General features: G+C 68.3%; 22 protein-coding genes and 1 tRNA gene. 5 read left to right on the plus strand and 18 right to left on the minus strand.

Annotation, left to right across the window (positions count from 1 at the left end; all coding sequences use genetic code 11):
- Positions 1 to 163: 163 nt before the first annotated feature.
- The 9 genes from EV668_RS12140 to EV668_RS12180 all read right to left on the minus strand — a co-directional run bounded on the left by EV668_RS12140 (position 164) and on the right by EV668_RS12180 (position 8,849).
- On the minus strand, positions 164 to 2,113 hold the full coding sequence (locus tag EV668_RS12140) for an ATP-dependent nuclease (RefSeq protein WP_208111527.1): 1,950 nt from the start codon (positions 2,111 to 2,113) through the stop codon (positions 164 to 166).
- Between the two features lie 400 nt (positions 2,114 to 2,513).
- Positions 2,514 to 3,641 (minus strand): branched-chain amino acid ABC transporter substrate-binding protein, encoded by a 1,128-nt coding sequence (locus EV668_RS12145; protein WP_133770371.1) that lies wholly within the window; start codon positions 3,639 to 3,641, stop codon positions 2,514 to 2,516.
- A gap of 109 nt (positions 3,642 to 3,750) precedes the next feature.
- Positions 3,751 to 4,122: a DUF6867 family protein gene (locus EV668_RS12150; protein WP_133770373.1), complete on the minus strand. Its 372-nt coding sequence runs from the start codon at positions 4,120 to 4,122 to the stop codon at positions 3,751 to 3,753.
- 29 nt (positions 4,123 to 4,151) lie between these two features.
- Positions 4,152 to 4,430 carry a type II toxin-antitoxin system RelE/ParE family toxin gene (locus EV668_RS12155; RefSeq protein ID WP_133770375.1) on the minus strand — a complete coding sequence of 93 codons (279 nt, stop codon included), beginning with the start codon at positions 4,428 to 4,430 and terminating at the stop codon, positions 4,152 to 4,154.
- Entirely contained in the window at positions 4,427 to 4,660 is a 234-nt protein-coding gene (locus tag EV668_RS12160; protein ID WP_133770377.1) for a hypothetical protein, read from the minus strand. Before EV668_RS12160 ends, EV668_RS12155 begins: the two co-directional genes overlap by 4 nt.
- A 34-nt stretch (positions 4,661 to 4,694) precedes the next feature.
- The gene (locus EV668_RS12165; RefSeq protein WP_133770379.1) at positions 4,695 to 5,417 is read right to left on the minus strand and encodes an ABC transporter ATP-binding protein; all 723 of its coding nucleotides are present in this window, start codon (positions 5,415 to 5,417) and stop codon (positions 4,695 to 4,697) included.
- Positions 5,414 to 6,280, minus strand: a complete 867-nt coding sequence (locus EV668_RS12170; RefSeq protein WP_133770381.1) for an ABC transporter ATP-binding protein — start codon at positions 6,278 to 6,280, stop codon at positions 5,414 to 5,416. The genes EV668_RS12165 and EV668_RS12170 overlap by 4 nt, the downstream gene beginning before the upstream one ends.
- Positions 6,280 to 7,932, minus strand: coding sequence for a high-affinity branched-chain amino acid ABC transporter permease LivM (gene livM / locus EV668_RS12175; RefSeq protein ID WP_133770383.1), 1,653 nt, complete (start codon positions 7,930 to 7,932; stop codon positions 6,280 to 6,282). Before livM ends, EV668_RS12170 begins: the two co-directional genes overlap by 1 nt.
- A complete protein-coding gene (locus EV668_RS12180) occupies positions 7,932 to 8,849 on the minus strand; it encodes an ABC transporter permease subunit (RefSeq protein ID WP_133771958.1) in 918 nt (305 codons plus the stop codon). Before EV668_RS12180 ends, livM begins: the two co-directional genes overlap by 1 nt.
- Before the next feature lie 263 nt (positions 8,850 to 9,112).
- On the opposite strand from EV668_RS12180, the gene EV668_RS12185 reads away from it, so the two are divergent.
- The gene (locus tag EV668_RS12185) at positions 9,113 to 9,580 is read left to right on the plus strand and encodes an SRPBCC family protein (RefSeq protein WP_133770385.1); all 468 of its coding nucleotides are present in this window, start codon (positions 9,113 to 9,115) and stop codon (positions 9,578 to 9,580) included.
- A 178-nt stretch (positions 9,581 to 9,758) separates the two neighbouring features.
- Entirely contained in the window at positions 9,759 to 10,175 is a 417-nt protein-coding gene (locus tag EV668_RS12190; protein WP_342636830.1) for a GNAT family N-acetyltransferase, read from the plus strand.
- A 94-nt stretch (positions 10,176 to 10,269) separates the two neighbouring features.
- Here EV668_RS12190 and EV668_RS12195 read toward each other — a convergent pair.
- Both EV668_RS12195 and recA read right to left on the minus strand, forming a co-directional pair.
- A tRNA-Gln gene (locus EV668_RS12195) sits at positions 10,270 to 10,344 on the minus strand.
- Positions 10,345 to 10,444: 100 nt separating this feature from the next.
- Positions 10,445 to 11,491: a recombinase RecA gene (gene recA, locus EV668_RS12200; protein ID WP_245513131.1), complete on the minus strand. Its 1,047-nt coding sequence runs from the start codon at positions 11,489 to 11,491 to the stop codon at positions 10,445 to 10,447.
- A gap of 261 nt (positions 11,492 to 11,752) precedes the next feature.
- On the opposite strand from recA, the gene EV668_RS12205 reads away from it, so the two are divergent.
- Positions 11,753 to 12,022 carry a hypothetical protein gene (locus EV668_RS12205; protein WP_133770391.1) on the plus strand — a complete coding sequence of 90 codons (270 nt, stop codon included), beginning with the start codon at positions 11,753 to 11,755 and terminating at the stop codon, positions 12,020 to 12,022.
- 25 nt (positions 12,023 to 12,047) lie between these two features.
- On the opposite strand, the gene cckA is transcribed toward EV668_RS12205, so the two are convergent.
- The 7 genes from cckA to flgB form a co-directional block, all read right to left on the minus strand.
- Positions 12,048 to 14,645, minus strand: coding sequence for a cell cycle histidine kinase CckA (cckA, locus tag EV668_RS12210; protein WP_133770394.1), 2,598 nt, complete (start codon positions 14,643 to 14,645; stop codon positions 12,048 to 12,050).
- 29 nt (positions 14,646 to 14,674) lie between these two features.
- A complete protein-coding gene (flhB, locus tag EV668_RS12215; RefSeq protein ID WP_133770396.1) occupies positions 14,675 to 15,745 on the minus strand; it encodes a flagellar biosynthesis protein FlhB in 1,071 nt (356 codons plus the stop codon).
- Entirely contained in the window at positions 15,745 to 16,500 is a 756-nt protein-coding gene (fliR, locus tag EV668_RS12220) for a flagellar biosynthetic protein FliR (protein WP_133770398.1), read from the minus strand. Before fliR ends, flhB begins: the two co-directional genes overlap by 1 nt.
- Before the next feature lie 74 nt (positions 16,501 to 16,574).
- A complete protein-coding gene (gene fliQ, locus EV668_RS12225) occupies positions 16,575 to 16,841 on the minus strand; it encodes a flagellar biosynthesis protein FliQ (RefSeq protein ID WP_133770400.1) in 267 nt (88 codons plus the stop codon).
- Positions 16,842 to 16,857: 16 nt separating this feature from the next.
- Positions 16,858 to 17,190, minus strand: coding sequence for a flagellar hook-basal body complex protein FliE (gene fliE, locus EV668_RS12230; protein WP_133770402.1), 333 nt, complete (start codon positions 17,188 to 17,190; stop codon positions 16,858 to 16,860).
- 22 nt (positions 17,191 to 17,212) lie between these two features.
- A complete protein-coding gene (flgC, locus tag EV668_RS12235; RefSeq protein WP_133771960.1) occupies positions 17,213 to 17,614 on the minus strand; it encodes a flagellar basal body rod protein FlgC in 402 nt (133 codons plus the stop codon).
- An 11-nt stretch (positions 17,615 to 17,625) separates the two neighbouring features.
- Positions 17,626 to 18,036, minus strand: coding sequence for a flagellar basal body rod protein FlgB (gene flgB, locus EV668_RS12240; RefSeq protein WP_133770404.1), 411 nt, complete (start codon positions 18,034 to 18,036; stop codon positions 17,626 to 17,628).
- Positions 18,037 to 18,306: 270 nt separating this feature from the next.
- On the opposite strand from flgB, the gene EV668_RS12245 reads away from it, so the two are divergent.
- A complete protein-coding gene (locus EV668_RS12245) occupies positions 18,307 to 19,644 on the plus strand; it encodes a flagellar biosynthetic protein FliO (protein WP_245513133.1) in 1,338 nt (445 codons plus the stop codon).
- A 156-nt stretch (positions 19,645 to 19,800) separates the two neighbouring features.
- The gene (gene fliP, locus EV668_RS12250) at positions 19,801 to 20,556 is read left to right on the plus strand and encodes a flagellar type III secretion system pore protein FliP (RefSeq protein ID WP_133771964.1); all 756 of its coding nucleotides are present in this window, start codon (positions 19,801 to 19,803) and stop codon (positions 20,554 to 20,556) included.
- Positions 20,557 to 20,588 lie beyond the last annotated feature (32 nt).

The following is a 20,588-nucleotide window of genomic DNA, read 5'->3' on the forward strand; positions in this document are numbered from 1 at the left end:
GAGGTGGCCGTTGCCGGCCTGAACCTTTCAGGCGACCGAAGTCACCCGGTGCACCTTTCGGGCGACTACTGATGAACCGACGCTTTGAACTACGTCGAAAGCCCTCGCCTCAGCGAAATCGCTATTGGTTGGTAGTCAGGACCGAATCGTGAGTGTGCAGCCGTTAGACTACTTCTTGAGTAGAAGGAGAAAGGCAGGATTCCAGAAGTAAACGCAGATCGCTCGCGACCTCGTGGTCAGCCGTGATGCGGTAGGTGTTTAAAAGCCGATCGTCGTATCCGGCGTCCTTCACGACCACCTTGAGTGCGGCAAGTAGCTTCTTGCCTTTCACGGTGTCCGGATTCGCCCCGCCCGCCGTGTTCCATAAATCCTGAGAGTTGGGAGAGCCGCCGTCGGGGTAGAGTTCGCGATTTATCAGCTTGCGCTTGTTAAAGAACGTGTCCCGTGCTTGGCTGACCTTACCGGCGGCAGCGCATCGCCAGTTCTCCGCCGTCGTAACCGGCACCTCATAGAGAGCCGCGAGATGCCCGACGGTGCAGAAATAGGCCTCAACGTCGCAGCCGGTGGTCACCCATGGAAAAACGCCGTCGGTACTGAACCTATCCGACCACATGGTAGCCTCTTCTGAAGACATGAAGTCGCCGTCTCGGTGTATAACCGCCTTGATCTTGAGATGCCCATCCACGATCAGCCCGCTTAGAAGCTTGTCCTTCGGTAGGTTCTCTATGCCGAAGCACCGGCACACAGCGAGTTGTCGTGAAAGCGCCGGCCACTGGCGCAAGATCGCCCTAAGCGGCGTGTCGTCCTCGTCCTCGACGAAGAACAGCGCCGACTTGTCGAGACCACCCCAACCGAGTAGCCGGCGGATCGCCTCGCCATCGTCGGTCTGAACCCGGCCCTCGTTCATCCACACGAGCTTCGCAGCGGGGCTTGCGCCGCGCGTGATGTGCGGACTGTGCGTCGTAAGGATGATCTGGGTATCAGTCTCCGCGGCAGCTAGTTCGAGCGTCTCGATCAGACGTTCCTGTTTGTCCGGGTGTAGATGCGCGTCCGGCTCGTCAATCAGCATGATTTTCGGCTCGAACAGGATCAAGTATGCGAAGATCTGAATGACCTGCAGCAGACCCGTTGCGGCCGTCTCCAATGGCCGGTGCTGACTGTCCAAACCTGGCGATGAGTAGGTCGCAGAGATGTGGTAGTCCTCGCGCTCGTCGAAGGACACGTCGACGCGGATGTTTGGATGCACTGTGCCGACGTATTCGTTGAGCCGCCTGAGCCGCTCAACTCCTTCCGCCTCGTCCGTCTCGTTCAAACGACGGCTGCGGAGATTAAGGAGAATGTTCCTCATGACGCCCCCAGCGTCTCCGCTAGCCGCCTGACGTCGGAGCGAAGGCTGCGCCAGAATACTCTCCCGCTCCGACAATCCAGCGAGACCCGGGATGTAGGCGGTGATGAACTGGTAACGCTGCTTATAGGGCGTCACGGTTGCGCCGCCCTCCATGTAAGCCGTGATGCCTCCGCGATTCCGCGCGGCCCGAATCTTCACGCTGGCCTGAGCGCGCTCCTCGCCGACCGGGACATGCGCGAAGACGACTTCGACCGGCGTCGATGTCGCGTCCGTCTTTAGCTCGCTCTTGTGCGCAGTGCGCAGCGGCTCACTCGACGGGACGTAATCCAGCCTCTCGAACGAAATCATCTCCTTCGTGTTCTTGGGGGCGATGTAGCTGGCCGAGCGCGCCGCCCAGTGGACGGCCTGCAGGACCGACGACTTGCCGGACCCGTTAGGCCCAACGAGGATCGTCACCTGACCCAACGGAATATTCGCTTCCCGGGTAGCTTTGAAGTTGCGGACCGTAACCGATTCTAGGCGAGTCCAGAGGCGGGCGCGGCGAGAGCGGGTATCCGTGACCGCGAGGGCTGTCTGACCATTCGCAAGTGCCGCCTCGTGCTCGAGATCCGGCACGTCGCTCACGTACGCAACCGAACTCGCGATGTCGCCGGCCGCCTTGAGCTCCTGTACCTCAGTGTGGTTCGCGTCTCGAACCTCGTCCTTCCCATTCATAGGTTCGATCGCGTGTACGAGCGCGACGGCCTCAGCTTCCTTATCGTCCAAGCCAGCACTCCCAAGCGTTGACCAGATTTATGACCTGTCCCGCGCGCTGCCAACCGGAAACCGGGCGTCACACCGGGTTTAGGCATCGACCTGAGGTTGTTGGAGCCACGCCGATCCGGCGAAATGCTGTCGATTGCCCCATCGATGCGGATGCCGAGTTGCGTCCCCATAATCTTGATTGAGGGGCAGCATCCGGGAACCAGGGCGTGCGCCGACCGACCGAGATGGACGCGAAGCCAAACGGCTGATTCGGCGGCAGACCGTATAACTCTGCAAACAACCCATCACCGACGTTCACAGCCCCTTGACGTCCATCACCCCATAGAGAAGGCCCGCCGGGATGCGACGGGCCTTCGGAACGTACGGCGCCCGCCCCGCGGGGCGGGCGATCTCGCGACGCCTACATCTCCACTTCGTTGCCCGAATAGTCGATCTTGCCGTCGGCGCCCTTCCGCCAGACATACATGACGTAGTCCGGACGGGTGATGTCGCCCTTCTTGTCGAAGGAGAGGTCGCCGATCACGGTCTTGAAGACCTTGCCCGAATGGATCGCCGCGGCGACCTTCTTCGAATCCAGCGACTTCGCCTGCTCGGCGGCCTGTTTCAGGACCTGGAAGGAGGCGTAGCTGTAGAGCGTGTAGGCCTCCGGATCGATGTTCTTCGCCTTGAACTTGGCGACCACGTCCTTGGCGTCCGGGTTCTTGCGGGCGTCCGGGCCGAAGGTCATGTAGGTGCCCTCGGCGCCGGGCCCCGCGATCTGGACGTATTCCTTGTCGGTGATGCCGTCGCCGGACATCAGCGGCGCGTTCAGGCCCTGGTCGCGCATCTGGCGGACGATCAGGCCGGCTTCGGTGTGCAGGCCGCCGAAATAGACGAGGTCGACATTGGCCTGCTTGAGCTTGGAGACGAGGGCGGAGAAGTCCTTCTCGCCCGTGTTGACGCCCTCGTAGAGGACTTCCTTCAGGCCCTTGGCGTTCATCGTCTTCTGGGTCTCGTCCGCGAGCCCCTTGCCGTACGGCGTCTTGTCGTGGATGACCGCGATCTTCTTGCCCTTGAACTTCGAGGCGAGGAAGTTCCCGGCGACGCTGCCCTGCTGGTCGTCGCGCCCGCACATGCGGAACGTGTTCCACATCTTGCGCTCGGTGTAGCGCGGGTTGGTCGAGGCCGGGCTGAGCTGGATGATGTTGGATTCCTGGTAGATTTCCGAGGTCGGGATCGAGACGCCCGAGTTGAAGTGTCCGACGACCCATTTCACGCCCTCGGACGCGAATTTGTTGGCGAGGGAGACGCCGGTCTTCGGATCGCCCGCATCGTCGCCGACCGTCAGGACGATCTTCTGGCCGAGGATGCCGCCGGCGGCATTGATGTCCGCCACCGCCTGTTCCGCGCCGTTCTTGAGCTGGGCGCCGAAGGCCGCGTTGTTGCCCGTGAGGGGACCTGCGACCGCCACCTTGAGCTGAGCCTGGGCGGGCGCCGCCACCGCGAGCCCGAGACCGAGCGCGAGCCCGGCCAGAATCCTCTTGGTCATCGTCTCTTCTCCTCCGGAATGGTGGGCCACTCGTCTCGATCCGACTGCAAGGGTCGGACCAGCGGCATCTCGGCCGTCCTGCGGCATTGTGCCGAAATCGCAGCGGATGTCACCGGCCCTCGTGGAGGCCGCCCCGCCCCGTCTCGCGCCACGAGAGCGGCCCCGTCCGCTCGATCATCCAGCGATATTGCCGCGCCATCTGGCCGGTCCGCGTGTAGCGGTGGCCGAGGAGGCAGATGGCCAGCACCACCACGAGATCGACGAGGTAATAGCGGACCGAGAGGAAGCTCCCCTCGAAGAGCGCGAAGTGGATGAAGCGCACCGCCACCGTCAGCGGCAGCGCCGCCAGCGCCGCCTGCCAGGCCGGCCGCCAGGCGAGCGCGATGCCGCGCCCCGTCATCCAGGCCGTCCAGCCGCCGATGACGACCGTCACCCCGACCCAGAGCCAGGCGGAGGATTCTTCGTAGAGGATGCCTTGCATCGTTCACATCCTGCTGAGCGTAAGCCGACCTATCGATCCTGCGCGCCGTGGAAGACGTTCAGGAGGACGATCTCGGCTCGGGTCCAGTCCACCCGGTAGACGATAATGTAGGGCAGTCCGCTCACGACCCATTCGCGCGTCCCGTCCCTTTCGCCTGGCCGCCCGATCTCCGGTTGATCCACCAGCCGCATCGCGGAACTCCTGATCCGGCCGACGACGCGTTGTGCGGCACGCGGGTTGTCCACCGAGATGTAGCGTCTGATGCCGACGAGGTCGCGCTCGGCGGAACTCGTTGCGCGGATCCTCAAGCACCGAGCCTGCGCCACATCTCTTCGGTTTGCTCGACCGTCAGAAGCTCCACGGAACCGTCGAGCAGACCCTCCTCGGTGCGCTTGACCTCCTCGATCTGCTCCGGCGTCAGCCGCATCTGGGGCCGCCTCGCCTCGACGATTGACATGATCACCGCGGCCGCATCGTCCTGGTCACGGGGCGGAAGGCCTCGGAGCTGCGAGATCGCTTCGTCGAGCCGTCGGGTCATGGATCCCTCATAGCACGCGGCTGTCCGGCGTTCATCAATGCGCCCCGCCCTCGAGATAGGCCGCCTTGACGTCGGGATTGGCGAGGAGTTCGGCGCCCGTGCCCGACATCGTGATCTGGCCGGTCACCATGACGTAGCCGCGATGGGCGAGTTTGAGCGCGTGGTAGGCGTTCTGCTCGACGAGGAAGACGGTCATCCCCTCGCGCCGGTTGAGATCGGCCACGACCGCGAAGATCTGCTTGGCGATGAGCGGGGCGAGGCCGAGCGAAGGCTCGTCGAGGAGGAGAAGGCGCGGCCGCGCCATCAGCGCGCGGGCGATGGCCAGCATCTGCTGCTCGCCGCCCGACATCGTGCCGCCGCGCTGGTGAAGGCGCTCCTTCAGCCGCGGGAAGATCGCGAGCATGCGCTCGAGGTCCTCCCGGAAATGGGCCGCGCCGTCGAGTTCGGCGCCCATCTGCAGGTTCTCGTAGACGGTCATGCGCGGGAAGATGCGCCGCCCCTCCGGCGACTGGGCGATGCGCAGCCGCGCGATCTCGTGCGTCGGCAGCGCGGTGATGTCGCGCCCGTCGAAGGCGATCGACCCGCGCCGGGCGCGCGGATTGCCGAAGATCGTCATCATCAGGGTAGACTTGCCGGCCCCGTTGGAGCCGATCAGCGTCACGATCTCACCCTGGTTCACCTCGAGATCGACGCCCTTCAGCGCGACGATGGCGCCATAGGCCGCCTCGACGCCCCGGATCGAGAGAAGTGCCGTCACGAGCGCGCCTCCGCCCGGGCCACCTCGGCGACCTCCGCCTCCACCGCCTCGACCTCCTCGTCCTCGACGCCGAGATAGGCGGCGATCACCTTCGGATCGTTCCGGATCTCCTCCGGCAGGCCGTCCGCGATCTTCACGCCGTAATCGAGCACGACGACGTGATCGGAGATCTGCATGACGACCGACATGTCGTGCTCGATGAGCAGGATCGACGTCCTGTCGCGATCGCGGATCGAGAGCAGGAGATCGTTCAGTTCGAGCGACTCACGCGGATTGAGACCCGCCGCCGGCTCGTCGAGGCAGAGGAGCACGGGATCGGTGCACATGGCGCGGGCGATCTCGAGCCGGCGCTGGTCGCCGTAGGGCAGTTCGCCCGCCGGATCGTCCGCCCGGTCGATCAGGCCGGTGCGCTCGAGCCAGGCGGCGGCCTTGTCGATCGCCGCGCGTTCCGCCGCCTTGTAGCTGGGCGCGCCGACGAGGCCGAGCACGGTGTAGCCCGAGGCGGCCATCAGCGGGTTGTGCTGGGCCACCATGAGGTTCTCGAGCACGGTCATGCCCGAGAAGAGGCGGATGTTCTGGAAGGTGCGCGCGACCTTCGCCTTCCAGGTGATGTCGTGACCCGGCAGGCGTTCGAGGAGATGCGTCGGCCCCGCCGGGGGGCGCAGCGTCAGCATGCCCTCGGTCGGGCGGTAGAAGCCGGTGATGCAGTTGAACACCGTCGTCTTGCCGGCCCCGTTCGGGCCGATCAGCGCGGTGATGTCGCCGCGGCCGCAGGCGAAGGAGAAGTCGGAGACCGCGGTGAGGCCCCCGAAACGCATGGTCAGATGCTCGACCGTGAGCACGGGATCGTCGAGACGGCGCATCAGCCGTGCCCCTCCTTCACGAGGGTGCCGGAGATCGCCTTGCGCTCCTTGAGGATCACCGAGGGCTCGCGCACCGAGATCAGCCCGCGCGGCCGCCAGATCATCATCAGCACCATGGCGAGGCCGAAGAGGATGAGGCGCAGCTCGGTTGGATCGAAGCCGACTTCCTTGAAGATGTGGAGATTGCGCAGGAGCTCCGGCGCCGCGGTCATGAAGATCGCCGCGATCGCGACGCCGATCTGCGACCCCATCCCGCCGAGCACGACGATGGCGAGCACGATCGCCGATTCGAGGAAGGTGAAGCTCTCCGGCGAGATGAAGCCTTGGCGCACGGCGAAGAAGGAGCCGGCGAAGCCGCCGAACATCGCCCCGATGGCGAAGGCGGTGAGCTTCGTGATCGTCGTGTTGATGCCGAGCGAGCGGCAGGCGATCTCGTCCTCGCGCAAGGCCTCCCAGGCGCGGCCGACCGGAAGGCGCCGCAGCCGGACCGTCACGGCATTCGTGACGAGGGCGAGCACCAGGATGAGATAATAGAGGAACAGGATGCGGTGCATCGGCGTGAAGGTGAGGCCGAACAGCGCCGCGAAGCCGTCCTCGTCCGCGGTGAACGGGATGCCGAAGAAGGTGACGCGCGGGATCGAGGAGATGCCCGCGCCGCCGCCCGTGACGTCGACCCAGTTGATGAGGACGAGGCGGATGATCTCGCCGAAGGCGAGGGTGACGATGGCGAGGTAGTCGCCCCGCAGCCGCAGCACGGGGAAGCCGAGCAGGATGCCCCAGAAGGCGGCGAGGATGCCGGCGAGCGGCAGGCAGATCCAGAACGAGAGCCCGAAAGTCGTCGAGAGCAGCGCGTAGGAATAGGCGCCGACCGCATAGAAGGCGACGTAGCCGAGATCGAGCAGGCCCGCGAGGCCGACGACGATGTTCAGGCCCCAGCCCAGCATGACGTAGGTCAGGACGAGGATGCCGAGATCGATCCAGTAGCGCGCCTCGTTCAGTCCGCCGAGCGAGCCCGCCATGATGGCCGGGAAGAAGACGGCGAGGCCGAGAAAGGCGAATTTCAGCAGCGTTCCGAGCGTCACCCGGGATCGGGCGGCGGGATCGGCGACGGTCCGGACGGCATCCTTCTCGGACCGGGCCCGGCTCCGCTGTGTCGCCTCGACGAGGCCCGGCACGGCGGGAACGACCACGCCCTGGATGAGGATGATCGCGAAGATGACGCCGATCCAGATGAGCCAGACATTGTGCGGCATGAACGAGAGGGCGACGCCGGGCAGGACCAGGCCGGCGATCGGGGGCGTCAGGGCCGCGACGAGGCCATGCGTCAGCCAGAGGAGGAGGCCGATCCCGACGATCGTGCCGATCCGCATCGGCAGCGACGGGCCGCCGAGACGCTCCGGCCGGCGCAGGCGGATCGCGCGGGCGAAGGCGACGACGAAGACGATCGCCGTCATCAGCGCGACCGCGTGGGGCCTGAGCGTGAGGGCGAGGCCGTAGGACCCCTGGTCCGTCCGCAGGGCGACGATCGGGATCGTCAGCCCGAACATGATTAGCGCCGCGAAACCTGCGCTCCGCAGCGCCGTGCGCAGGTCGGCGGCGGGAGGCGCGCCGGCCAGGGCTCCGGCTTGCGGGGCGAGGACCTGCGTCGCCATCAGACCTTCTCGACTTCCGGCCGCCCGAGGATGCCGGAGGGCATGAAGGTCAGGACGATGGCGAGGATGCAGAAGGAGGCGACGTCCTTGTACTCGATCGGGAAGACCGCCGACCACATCGTCTCGACGAGGCCGATGATGAGCCCGCCGAGCACCGCGCCGGGGAGCGAGCCGATCCCGCCGAGGACGGCCGCGGTGAAGGCCTTGACGCCCGGAATGAAGCCGTCGGCGAAGTTCACGACGCCGTAATAGAGGAGGTACATCGTGCCCGCGACGGCGGCGAGGGCCGCGCCGAGCACGAAGGTGAGGGCGATCGTCCGGTCGACGTCGATGCCGACGAGGGCCGCCATCTTGCGGTCCTGCTCGCAGGCGCGCTGGGCGCGGCCGAGCGAGGTCTTCTTAACGACGTACCAGAAGCCAGTGAGCAGCGTCGCCGTCACAAGCATGATGATGAGCTGCTTGTAGGACAGCGCGACGAGGTATCCGTTGCGCTCGAAGAGCGGGATGACCTCCTGCATCATCGGCGGGGTCGGCTTGTTGCGCGCGCCCTGGGCGAGCTGGACGAAGTTCGACAGGAAGATCGACACGCCGATGGCCGAGATCAGCGGCGCGAGGCGGAACGACCCGCGCAGCGGCCGATAGGCCAGCCGCTCGAGGCTCCAGCCCCAGAGCGAGGTCAGCACCATGCCGACCAGCATCGCGATGAAGAGGGCGAGGGCGACCGAGCCGATGCCGAGGATCGTCGTGAGGACGAGGAAGCCGATCAGCGCGATGAAGGCCGAGAGCATGAAGACGTCGCCATGGGCGAAGTTCACCATCCCGATGATGCCGAAGACCATCGTGTAGCCGATGGCGATGAGCCCGTAGATGGACCCCAATGTCAGCCCGTTGATGAGCTGCTGAACGAAGACCTCGATTCCCATTCGGCCTCTTGATCGTCCCGTTCCATTCACATCCGCGATGGATCGCGTCAGCGATGGTGATCATGCACGGAATGCGAAGCGGTGCCAGCGCCCTTCGTCGGCGGTGGATACCGCCTACGAGCGCCCGCAAAGGTCGGGCCAGCCCCGGGCCGCTCAGGCGGAGCGCGCCTGCAGGCTACCGCACGCCCTAGGCAGGCGTCCGCCGCGATGGCATGAGTTGGGAGAGTTCCAAAGCAAGACTTCCGAAGGATGACGCCATGGCGATGACGATGAACGGGAGCGTGACGCTGCCCGTCGACCGGCAGACGGTCTGGGCCGGCCTGAACGATCCGGAGATCCTGAAGCGGTCGATCCCCGGCTGCCAGGAGATGACGCGGACCGAGGACGACGGCTTCGCGGCGAGCGCGAAGGTCAAGATCGGCCCCGTCTCCGCGACCTTCAAGGGCAACGTGAAGCTCACCGATATCGACCCGCCGAACGGCTACACCATCTCCGGCGAAGGCCAGGGCGGGATCGCGGGCTTCGCGAAGGGCGGCGCCAAGGTCTCGCTCGCCGATGCCGAGGGCGGCGGCACGGTTCTCAACTACGATGTCGAGGCCAATGTCGGCGGCAAGATCGCCCAGCTCGGCGGCCGGCTGATCAACGGCGTCGCCAAGAAATACGCCGACGAGTTCTTCGCCAATTTCGCCAAGGCCCTGACCGGCGAGGGGGCGAGCGCGGCCTGATACCCGTCGATCCGGACGAAACCGGACGGCACTCTCGCCGGCCGGCTCCTGTTTTCTGAGCGAGGTCATCGCGATCGCTTCCTCCTCGCCTCGCCCCGTCTGGCAGCCCCTGACCGAGGCGGATCTGCCTCGGCTCGACGCCATCGCGCGCTCGGCCCATCCGGACCTGCCCGAGCGTGTGAGCGTGCTCGCGGAGAAGGCGGGGCTGTGCCCCGAGGCCTGCCGGAAGCTCGTCCGCGGCGAGGAGATGATCGGCTACGCGCTGGCGCATCCCTGGCGCCTCTTCGACATCCCGAGGCTCGATTCGTATCTTCTCGCCCTCCCGCCGGATCCCGACTGCCTCTACCTGCACGACATCGCGGTCCTGCCCGAGGGGAGGGGCAGCGGCGCGGCGGGCCGATATGTCGATCATCTGCGCGCCACGGCGCGGTCTCGGGGGCTGGCCTCGCTCGCCTGCGTGTCGGTCTACGGCACGAGCCGGCTCTGGCGGGCATTCGGCTTCGAGATCATCGTCGATCCGCGGCTCGAGGCGGCGCTTCGCGGCTACGACGAAAGCGCGACCTACATGGTGGCGCGGGTCGAGGAGAGCCCGTGATCCCGGCCGTGCTTCCGCCGGGCGCCGTGATCCGCAGCGCGGCGGCTCGAACCGGGTTCCGATAAGAGGGCGGGCTGTCGTCTCGGCGTTGAGCTGGCTGGGGCGGGAGGATTCGAACCTCCGTATGGCGGTACCAAAAACCGCTGCCTTACCACTTGGCGACGCCCCAACGGCGGCGCCCTCATAAGCTGGCGCGCGCGCCGGGGCAATGGCCCGGCCCGCACCTTCTCTCCGGCCGCCGTACCGTGCGCTCGCTCCGGCCGTGCCGGTCAGGCGACGCCTTCGTCGAGATCCTCCGCCGTGGGCGTCGCCGTCTCGAGGATGCGGTCGGCGAGGAGGCCGGCATTCTGGCGAATCGCCTGCTCGATCCGGTTGGCGATGTCGGGATTGTCGCGCAGCAGCGACTTCGCGTTCTCGCGCCCCTGGCCGAGCCGCTGGCTGTCGAAGGAGAACCAGGAGCCCGACTTCTCGACGATCCCGGCCTTGACGCCGAGATCGACGAGTTCGCCGGCCTTCGAGATGCCTTCGCCGAACATGATGTCGAACTCGACCTGCTTGAAGGGCGGCGCGACCTTGTTCTTGACGACCTTGACCCGCACGGCGTTGCCGATGGCCTCGTCGCGGTCCTTCAGCGTCGAGACGCGCCGGATGTCGAGGCGGACGGAGGCGTAGAACTTGAGCGCATTGCCGCCCGTCGTCGTCTCGGGCGAGCCGTACATCACGCCGATCTTCATGCGGATCTGGTTGATGAAGACCACCATCGCCTTCGAGCGGGAGATCGAGGCGGTGAGCTTGCGGAGCGCCTGGCTCATGAGGCGCGCCTGGGACCCGGGCTGGACGTCGCCCATCTCGCCCTCGATCTCGGCGCGCGGGGTGAGGGCCGCGACGGAATCCACGACGAGGACGTCGATCGCGCCCGAGCGCACCAGCGTGTCGCAGATCTCGAGCGCCTGCTCGCCGGTATCGGGCTGGGAGATCAGGAGGTCTTCGAGCTTCACCCCGAGCTTGCGGGCATAGACGGGATCGAGCGCGTGCTCGGCATCGACGAAGGCGCAGACGCCGCCCTTCTTCTGCGCCTCGGCGATCGTGTGCAGGGCGAGGGTGGTCTTGCCCGAGCTTTCCGGACCGTAGATCTCGATCACCCGCCCGCGCGGCAGGCCGCCGACCCCGAGCGCGATGTCGAGCCCGAGCGAGCCCGTCGAGACGGTCTCGATCTCGACCGCCTGCTGGTTCTTGCCGAGCCGCATGATCGAGCCCTTGCCGAAGGCTCGCTCGATCTGGGAAAGCGCTGCATCCAGCGCCTTGGTCTTGTCCATGGTGGGGCTTTCGATGAGACGCAGAGCTGACGACATGCGCAAGGCCCTTATGACAGCGGTGGAAGCCGGACTCAACGAGGAGCCGAGCCAGAATGTACACGGTTTGTTCTCATTGGCAACAGGCGTTGTCCGGTTTTTGGGAGCCGGCCGCGCTCGGAGCTCCGCCTGGCCTCGGTGGGGACCTCTCGCCGGGCCGCCCGGTCTCGGCAACGCTTTTCGCCGGGGGGCGTGGGCATCGTCCGATGGAAGTGGAGTACCGGGATGAGTGATCCGACCGTGTCCTGGCGCGTCGTCGCCGTCTGCGCCGTCGTCGTACTGGTCGGCCTTTCGGGGCTGTTCCGGGTTCTCGCCCTCAGCCGGACGTCGCTGTCGCTGCTCGCCATCCTCCGCCGCGAGCATACCCGCCGGACGTTCGAGCCGACGGATTTCGACGGTCGATGGGCCTGGCTGCTCTATCGGTCCGCGCTGTGGCTCATGCTGCCGGCGGCCGGCCTCGTCCTGCTGCTGTTCGCGACGCGCCCGAGCGGATGAGCCGGCCCGCGAGCGGCGCCCGCGCCTAGCGCGCGATCGCCGTCTTCACCGTCTCGACGAGCTGCTTCAGCGTGAACGGCTTTGGCAGGAAGGAGAACGCCTCGCCCTCGGGCAGGTGCTTCTCGAAGGCATCTTCCGCATAGCCCGAGACGAAGACGAAGCGGATGTCCGGATGGCGCTTGCGCAATTCGCCGAGCAGCGTCGGGCCGTCCATCTCGGGCATCATGACGTCGGAGACCACGAGGTCGACCGACGAGCCCCGCTCCTCGATGATCTCGATCGCCTCGAAGCCGGAGGCGGCCTCGAGCACCGTGTAGCCCCGCGCGGCGAGCGCCCGGCTGTTCACGGCCCGGACCGCGTCCTCGTCCTCGACGAGGAGGATCGTGCCCTGGCCGGTATGGTCGGCCGCGCGGGGCTTCGCCGCCGGCTTCTCGGCCGGAGGAGAGGCCGCGGCGGCGACCGGGGTCGTCCCGGTCCCGATCACGGCCGGCGCGGGCTCGGGGGCGGCCTCCGCCTCGGGCTCGTGGCGCGGCAGATAGATCGAGAAGGTCGTGCCCGCTCCCACCGCGGAATCGACATAGATGAAGCCGCCCGATTGCTTGACGATGCCGAACACCGTCGAGAGGCCGAGGCCGGTGCCCTTGCCGAGTTCCTTGGTCGTGAAGAAGGGCTCGAAGATCTTGTCCAGCACGTCGGGGGGGATGCCGGTGCCGGTATCGCCGACGGCGACCCGGACATAGTCGGCGGGCGGCAGGTCGGCGAGGTCGAGGCGCTTCGCCTCGGCGGCCTCCACATTGGCGGTCGTGATCGTGACGGTGCCGCCGTCCGGCATCGCGTCGCGCGCATTGACGGCGAGGTTGATGACGACCTGTTCGAGCTGGTTGACGTCGGCCTTGACGGGCCAGAGGTCGCGTCCCTGGCGAAGGTCGAGCTGCACGCGCTCGCCGAGGAGGCGCTTCAGGAGGAGCGAGAGGTCGGAGACGGCGTCGCCCAGCCGCACCACCTCGGGCCGCAGCGTCTGGCGGCGCGAGAAGGCGAGCAGCTGGCGGACGAGGCTCGCGGCCCGGTTCGCGTTCTGCTTGATCTGCATGATGTCCTGGAAGGACGGATCGGTCGGCCGATGCGCGGCGAGCAGAAGGTCGGAATAGCCGATGATGGCCTGAAGGACGTTGTTGAAGTCGTGCGCGACGCCGCCGGCGAGCTGGCCGACGGCCTGCATCTTCTGGGCCTGGGCGAATTGCTGCTCGAGCTGGCGCTGCTCGGTCGTGTCGAGGCCGTAGAGGATGACGGCCTCGCCGTCCTCGCCCGCATCGGATTTCTCGACCGGCGCGAGCCAGAGCCGGGCCTGGCGCCCGCCCTCGACGGTGAGGGCGGTGTCGAGCGGCGTCGTCTCGGCCTGGCCCGAGGCGGCGGCGCGCGCGGCCTCCTCGAAGCGCGGCCGGTCGGCCGGCGAGACGTAGTCCAGCACCGAAGGCGGCCCGCTCGCGCCCGTGCGCGAGGGGGCGCCGAACAGGCGCAGGAAGGAGGGGTTCGAGCGCAGGATGCGCGACTGCGCGTCGAGCGTCGCGATGGCGAGCGGGGTCGAGTTGAAGAAGCGCGCGAACCGGACTTCGGCCGCGCGCTGGCCTTCGCCGCCCGCATTCTCCCCGGCCGAGCGGTTGAGCACGAGGGTGCGCGAGGAGCCCGGCCGGCCGTCCTGGCCGAAGGCGATCCGGTGGTGCAGGCGCACCGGCAGGCTCTGCCCGCCGCGGCGGGCGAGGTCGAGATCGAGCGTCTCCGTGCGGGCCTCGCCGGGCCGCCCGTCCATCCGGGTCAGCATGGCGACGACGGAGGCCGGCATGATGTCGGCGAGCTTCAGGCCCCCGGGGCCGACCTTGGCGAGGTCGTGGTCGAGCCAGGCGGCGAGCGTCGCGTTCATGTAGACGACGTCCCCCTCGGGCGAGACCGAGAAGAAGCCGGCGGGGGCGTGGTCGAGATAGTCGATCGCGTGCTGGAGCTCCTGGAAGACGTTCTCCTGCCGCTCGCGCTCGTGGGTGACGTCGGCGACGCTCCAGATCGCCCCGCTGCGGGCGGCGCCGGTGGCGAGCGGCCTCACCCGGACGCGATACCAGCCGAAATCGCGCCCGCCATCGAGGGCCGGGGAGAGCCGCATCTCCTCGGCGGTCGAGCGTCCGTCCCGCGTCGCCTGGGCGAGGCGGTAGACGGCCTCGGAGACGTCCGGGCCGCCGCTGAACAGCCGTTCCGGCGGCCGCAGATCCGACAGGCCGTTCGCCCCCGACAGGGCGAGGTAGCGCTCGTTCGCATAGAGGATGCGCGCCGAATCCTCGACGACGAGGATGCCGTCCGGCGAGCCGTCGGCCACGGCCTTGGTGAGATCGTTGCGGGCGCTCGTCCCGCCGAGCCGGACGGCCCCGACGGCAAGCGCGAACAGGAAGAAGACGCCCGCCATGGCGAGCAGCGCCAGCACCGCGAGCAGCAGCGGCTGCGCCTGCTCGCTGGACAGGAAGGCGATGCCGCCGACCGCTGCGACGAGGAGGCCGGCCAGCGCCAGCAGCATGCCCAGCCGGCCGGGCCGATCAGACTTGTCGATCACCGAGGGTGCAGTGCCCCTGACATCAGCCATCCCGCTCACCGCTTACCCTCGACACAGCCCTACGACGCGCGCCGCTTCAGCCGCAAGACAAACCCGATCACCTCCGCCACCGCCTTGTAGTGGTCCACCGGTATCTCGTCGTCGATCTCGACCGTGGCGTGGAGCGCTCGGGCGAGCGGCGGGTTCTCGATCACGGCGACGCCGTGCTCGGCCGCGATCGCCCTGATTCGCAGGGCGAGGGCATCGACGCCCTTGGCCACGCAGACCGGCGCCGCCATCCCGCTCTCGTAGCGCAGGGCGACGGCGAAGTGGGTCGGGTTGGCGATCACGACCGTCGCCTTGGGCACCGCCTTGGCGACGCTCTGGCGCAGGCGCTGCTGCCGGAGCTGCCGGAGCTTGGCCTTGATCTCGGGATTGCCGTCCTGCTCCTTCATCTCGCGCTTGACCTCCTCGCGGGTCATGCGCTGGCGCTTCATCCAGCTGAAGCGCTGGAACAGGATGTCGGCGATCGTGATGATCGCGTGCAGGGCGAGGATGCCGCCGAGGAGCTTGAGCGCGAGCCCGAGGGAGACGGCGACGACGGCGGTCGGCTCCTGGCCGACGAGGCTCTCGAACCGGTCGCGTTCGCGCCACAGGACCCAGCCCGCGAGCGTGCCGACGAGCGCGATCTTGGCGATCCCCTTCACGAACTGGACGATGCCCTGGGCACCGAACATGCGCTTGAGGCCGGCGAGCGGCGAGAGGCGGCTGAGTTTCGGCGTCAGCTGCTCGGCCGAGAAGACCGGCCGGTGCTGGACGAGACCGGCGGCGAGGGCCGCGGCGATCACGATGCCGAGCGGCAGCGCGAGCGCGCGCAGGGCGACGAAGAGGCCGTTCGTGCCGGCCGCCTGGATGCCGGCCCCGTCGGAGGGCACGAGATGCGCCCCGGCGAGATAGGATTTGAGGTCGTGGGCGAGGCGCGGCCCGGTGCCGAAGACCGGCATCAGCATCAGGGCGAGGGTGAGCGCGCCGAGGCCGAGGAAGACCGAGACCTCCTGGCTCTTCGGCACGTCGCCGCGCTTATGCGCCTCCTGGAGCCGGTGCGGTGTCGGCTCCTCGGTCTTGTCTTCCCCTTCCTGTCCCTCGGCCATCAGACGCTCCCGAGGCCCTGGAGGAAGCGGCCGAGATCGGCGAGGTACACGCTCATCATCATGCCGAGGCAGGCGAGCAGGATCAGCATGCCGATGAGGACGCTGAGCGGCAGCGCCAGGAAGAAGACCTGCAGCTGCGGCATCAGGCGGGACAGGATGCCGAGCCCGAGATTGAACAGGAGCGCGAAGACGACGAACGGGGCCGCGATCTTGACCCCGAGGGCGAAGCCGCGCGCGACCGCGCCGATGGCGAGCCTCGCGACGTCGCCGCTATCGGGGATCCCGGCGGGGGGCAGAAGACTGTAGCTCTCGCGGATCGCGCCGATCGCGAGATGATGCAGGTCGGTCGCGAAGATCAGCGTCGCGCCGAGCAGCGACAGGAAATTGCCGATGACGGCCTCCTGCCCGCCGGCCGCGGGATCGACCGACATCGCGAAGGAGAGGCCGATCTGGGAGGCGACGACGTTGCCGGCCGTCTGCAGGGCGGCCATCACGGCGCGGGTCGCGAGACCGAGGACGAGCCCGACCGCGATCTCGCCGATCAGCAGCCCGACGATCGCCGCCGGCGCGAGCCCGGCGGGAAGGAGCGGGCGCAGGATCGGCATCATCATCAGGGTCAGGAACAGGGCGATGGCGAGCCGCAGCCTCGGCATCACGAAGCGCTCCCCCAGTCCCGGCATCAGCATGACGAGGATGCCGACCCGCGCGAAGGCGAGCATGAAGAGGGTCGTCAGCTCGGGGATGGCGAAGGTCATGGCCGAATCACGCTGCGCCAGATCACGATGTCTCGTGCGCAAAGTCGAGACGCCGGATCGGTTCTGCGCCGCCGCTATCCGCCCGAGACGATCCGGGCCGCGATCCGGCCCATATAGGCGCCGAGAGCATCCGCCATGAACGGCATGAACAGGAGCAGGCCCCCGAACACGGCCATGATCTTAGGCACGTAGATCAGCGTCTGTTCCTGGACCTGAGTCAGGGCCTGGACCAGCGACACGACGAGACCGACGACGAGCGCGATCAGCATGAGGGGCCCGGCGACCTTGAGGAAGGTCACGATCCCGTCTCGGGCGACGTCGAGGATGGCGGCACCGGTCATGGTCGCGATCTCCTGCTCAGACCTGCATCCGCATGATTTCCTCGTAGGCCGCGATCACGCGGTCGCGCACGGCGACGAGGCTCTGGAGGGCGGTCTCGCTTTCGGCGACGGCGGTCACGACCTCGACGAGGTTGGTCTTGCCGGAGGCCGCGGCGATCGCCTGGGCCTCCGCCTTGCGGCTCGCCCCGGCGGCACCGTCGAGGGCGCTCGCGACGAGCTGGCCGAAGCCCGGGGCCGCCGCGGCGGCCGCGCCCCCCTGGATCCCCGCCGCGAGGCCCTTGAGCGCTCCGGCCTTGGTGAGCTGCTGCGTCGCCGTATAGGCGCCGACTGCGAAACCCGTGGCTGTCATGGTCGGATCCGGTGGCTCGCCGTCAGGCGCGCAGGAGATCGAGGGTCCGGCTGATCATCCGCCGGGTCGCGGTCACGACGTTCACATTGGCCTCGTAGCTGCGCTGGGCCTCGCGCATGTCGACCTGCTCGATGAGCGAATTGACGTTCGGCAGCTTGACGTTGCCGAGCGTGTCGGCCGCCGGATGTCCGGGATCGAACTTGGTGCGGAAGGCCGAGGCGTCCGGGCGGACGCGACCGAGCCCGACGACGCTCGCCTCGAGGTCCCGGTCGAAGCTGCGCTCGAAACTCGGGATCTTGCGCCGGTAGGGGTCGGCGCCCGGCTTGCTGCCCGTGGAATCGGCATTCGCGATGTTCTCGGCGATGACTCTCATCCGGCCCGACTGGGCGCGGAGACCGGAGGCGGCCACGGCGATGGAGCGCATGAAATCCACGATCAGGCTCCCTTCACGCCGGCCGCGATGCGCAGCATGGCGAGGCTCTTCTGGTAGAGCGAGGTGGCAAGCTGGTACTCGGACTGGTTCTCGGCGACCTTCAGCATCTCTTCCTCGAGATTGACCGCGTTGCCGGACGGGCGGGTCTCGACGCGGCGGGCCGGCTTCGCATCCCCGCCTTGGCTGAGCGTTCCCGTCAGATGCATCGGATCGGTGAGCGCAACGGGCACCATCCCGCCCGCCGTCGCCCGGGACGAGGCCGACACGACCGGCTGGAACGGGGCGAGGTCCTTCGGCCGGAATCCGGGCATGTCCGCGTTCGAGACGTTCTCGGCCAGGAACTTCTGCCGCGTCTGGTGCCATTGCATGCGGTCGCGCAGCATCGTGACGATCGGAAGCGAAGTCATCGACATGGCCGAGAGGCCTCCGATCGGCGCCATGGTCGGCCCGAGCCGGCAAAACTTGCCGCACTTATGGTTAACGGAGCGTTAAGCGTCTGACCGCGAAGGCCTCGCCGCGGCCCCGCGGCCCAGGCGGCAGCGTCGCCGGCGACCGCCCCGACGATCCTGCGACCGGAGTGCGCGACACCCGCGGGGAAACGTGTTAACGCGTTGTCCCGCAAGGCCGGTCCCGCGAGCCGGGACGGGCCTCGCGTGCGAGCTTCCGTCGAGAGAGTCCCAGTCTTGCCCACCATTCCCGGCACCGAGAACCTCTCCCCGGCCGTCAAGTACGTGATCGCTTTCGCGATCATCTTCCTTCTGCTGGCGCTCTTCGCTCTGATCCTGCGGCGCCTCACCGGCGGGCGGAACTCCCTGTCGAGCGAGCGCGGTCGGGCCCGCCAGCCGCGGCTCGGCATCGTCGACGTCTACGATCTCGACCGCCAGCGCCAGCTCATTCTGCTGAGGCGGGACAATGTCGAGCACCTCCTGCTCGTCGGCGGACCGAACGACGTCGTCGTCGAGACGAATATCGTGCGCGTGCCCGGCGCGCGCCTGCCCGCGGCGCAGACCGCCGAATTCGCGGAGAACGGCGAGAAGCCGGGCCGCAACGGCGACGGCGCTCAGTCCCGACCCGTCATCGGGGGCATCCTCGGCCCCGCCGACATCCTGTCCTCCCCGGTCGCCGAGGCCGCGACGCCCGAGCCGGTTTTGAAGCCGACACGCGTTCAGCCATCGGCTCCCGTCCCGCCCCCGGTGCGGCCGTCCCCGGCCCGTCCGGCCGTCCGGCCGTCCGGCGCCGATGAACGGGACGTCGCGATCCCGGACATGACCCGTGAACTCGAGGCGACGCTGCGGCAGGCCCATCAGGCGCCGCCGGTGCCGCCGCCCGTTCAGCAGGCTGCGCCGTCCCCCGTTCAGGCTCCGGTCGTCCCGACGCCGGTGCAGCCGCCGCGCATGCCCGAGGCCCCGCGGCCTGCCCCGCCTGCGCCGCGCCCGGCCCCTCCGCTCCGCTCGGAACCCGTGCTCAGCCCGGAGCCGCCTGCCCGCCAGCAGCCTCCCCGGGAGGAGAATCCGCCGCGTCAGGACCCTCCGGTGCGCCGCGATCCGCCGATCCAGCCGGCTCCCCGCCCCGAGCCTTCGCCGCGCCAGGAGCCACCGGCTCCCCCCCCACCGGCACGCCCGGCCGTGGCGCCGAACCGACAGGAGCCGGTGATCGCGGAGCCGCCTCGTCCGGCACCTCCCCGTCAGGAGCCGCCCCGGGTGGAGGCGCCGCGTCAGGAGCCGCCCCGGGCAGAGCCGCCTCGTCCGGCAGCGCCTCGTCCGGAAGCGCCTCGTCCGGAAGCGCCTCGCCAGGAGCCGCCTCGCCAGGAGCCGCCTCGCCAGGAGCCGCCTCGCCAGGAGCCGCCTCGCCCAGAAGCGCCGCGCGCCGAGCCGCCCCGGCCGCCTGCGCCGCCCCCGGCCAAGCCCGAGAAGCAGGCGCCCGCCGCGGCTGCTCCTGCGAAGCCGGATCCGTTCTCGATCGAGGACATCGAGGCCGAGTTCGCCCGTCTGCTCGGCCGGCCGCTGGACAAGAAGGACTGATCCCGGCGAGCGGGCCTCCCGAACCCGGTCGGGCTTCGGGAGACGCGGCGCGAGGCTCGACGCTGCGGCGAAGGCCGTGGACAGGCGCCGCGGACGGCTTGCGATCGACATCGGGCCGAACGACGCTGCCGGCATCTTCCGAATCAGATCGTGACGATGCGCCCCTCCCGGTCCACGGCACGGCGCGCGACCGTCGGGGCGCTCGCCGCCTGCGGCTTCATTCTCGTGCCGGCCTCCGCCCTCGGTCAGAGCATCACGCTCGATCTCGGTCCCGGCGGCGGCTTGACCGAGCGCGTCTTCCAGCTCGTCGCGCTGATCACGGTCCTCGCCATCGCGCCCTCGGCCGTGGTGATGACGACCTCCTTCACGCGGATCGTCGTCGTCCTGTCGCTGCTGCGCTCGGCCATCGGCACGCAGACCGCGCCGCCCAACGCCGTCATCGTGAGCCTCGCCCTGTTCCTCACGGCCTTCGTGATGGCCCCGACCCTGCGCGAGGCCTATCAGGCCGGAATCGAGCCGCTGGTCGCGGGGCAGGTCACGCCGCAGGTCGCCTTCGAGCGCGGCACGGCGCCCCTGCGCAGCTTCATGCTCCGCCAGGTCCGCGAGAAGGACCTGCAGCTCTTCGTCGACATGTCGAAGGAGCCGCCTCCCGCGACGCCGGCGGCCGTGCCGCTCCAGGTGCTGGTGCCCGCCTTCATGATCTCGGAACTGCGCCGGGCCTTCGAGATCGGCTTCCTGCTCTTCGTGCCGTTCCTCATCATCGACCTCGTCGTCGCGTCGATCCTGATGTCGGTCGGCATGATGATGCTGCCGCCAGCAACGGTGTCGCTGCCGTTCAAGCTCATCTTCTTCGTGCTGGTGGACGGCTGGAGCCTCGTCGCCGGCTCGCTCGTCCAGAGTTTCGGCACGTGACGGGCCGGTGCGGCATCCGTCCGGCGGAGGAC

The sequence above is a fragment of the Enterovirga rhinocerotis genome (assembly GCF_004363955.1).
Classification (GTDB): domain Bacteria; phylum Pseudomonadota; class Alphaproteobacteria; order Rhizobiales; family Beijerinckiaceae; genus Enterovirga; species Enterovirga rhinocerotis.

Excerpts from the sequence above, each read along its gene's own strand:
- livM (WP_133770383.1), bottom strand. The coding sequence starts at position 7,932 with ATGGCGACGCAGGTCCTCGCCCCGCAAGCCGGAGCCCTGGCCGGCGCG.
- flhB (WP_133770396.1), bottom strand. The coding sequence starts at position 15,745 with ATGGCCGAGGGACAGGAAGGGGAAGACAAGACCGAGGAGCCGACACCG.
- EV668_RS12205 (WP_133770391.1), top strand. The coding sequence starts at position 11,753 with ATGAGTGATCCGACCGTGTCCTGGCGCGTCGTCGCCGTCTGCGCCGTC.
- EV668_RS12185 (WP_133770385.1), top strand. The coding sequence starts at position 9,113 with ATGGCGATGACGATGAACGGGAGCGTGACGCTGCCCGTCGACCGGCAG.
- EV668_RS12160 (WP_133770377.1), bottom strand. The coding sequence starts at position 4,660 with ATGACCCGACGGCTCGACGAAGCGATCTCGCAGCTCCGAGGCCTTCCG.
- recA (WP_245513131.1), bottom strand. The coding sequence starts at position 11,491 with ATGGACAAGACCAAGGCGCTGGATGCAGCGCTTTCCCAGATCGAGCGA.
- flgB (WP_133770404.1), bottom strand. The coding sequence starts at position 18,036 with ATGTCGATGACTTCGCTTCCGATCGTCACGATGCTGCGCGACCGCATG.
- EV668_RS12150 (WP_133770373.1), bottom strand. The coding sequence starts at position 4,122 with ATGCAAGGCATCCTCTACGAAGAATCCTCCGCCTGGCTCTGGGTCGGG.
- fliE (WP_133770402.1), bottom strand. The coding sequence starts at position 17,190 with ATGACAGCCACGGGTTTCGCAGTCGGCGCCTATACGGCGACGCAGCAG.
- fliR (WP_133770398.1), bottom strand. The coding sequence starts at position 16,500 with ATGACCTTCGCCATCCCCGAGCTGACGACCCTCTTCATGCTCGCCTTC.
- EV668_RS12170 (WP_133770381.1), bottom strand. The coding sequence starts at position 6,280 with ATGCGCCGTCTCGACGATCCCGTGCTCACGGTCGAGCATCTGACCATG.
- EV668_RS12145 (WP_133770371.1), bottom strand. The coding sequence starts at position 3,641 with ATGACCAAGAGGATTCTGGCCGGGCTCGCGCTCGGTCTCGGGCTCGCG.
- fliQ (WP_133770400.1), bottom strand. The coding sequence starts at position 16,841 with ATGACCGGTGCCGCCATCCTCGACGTCGCCCGAGACGGGATCGTGACC.
- fliP (WP_133771964.1), top strand. The coding sequence starts at position 19,801 with ATGCGCCCCTCCCGGTCCACGGCACGGCGCGCGACCGTCGGGGCGCTC.
- flgC (WP_133771960.1), bottom strand. The coding sequence starts at position 17,614 with ATGCGCTCCATCGCCGTGGCCGCCTCCGGTCTCCGCGCCCAGTCGGGC.
- cckA (WP_133770394.1), bottom strand. The coding sequence starts at position 14,645 with ATGGCTGATGTCAGGGGCACTGCACCCTCGGTGATCGACAAGTCTGAT.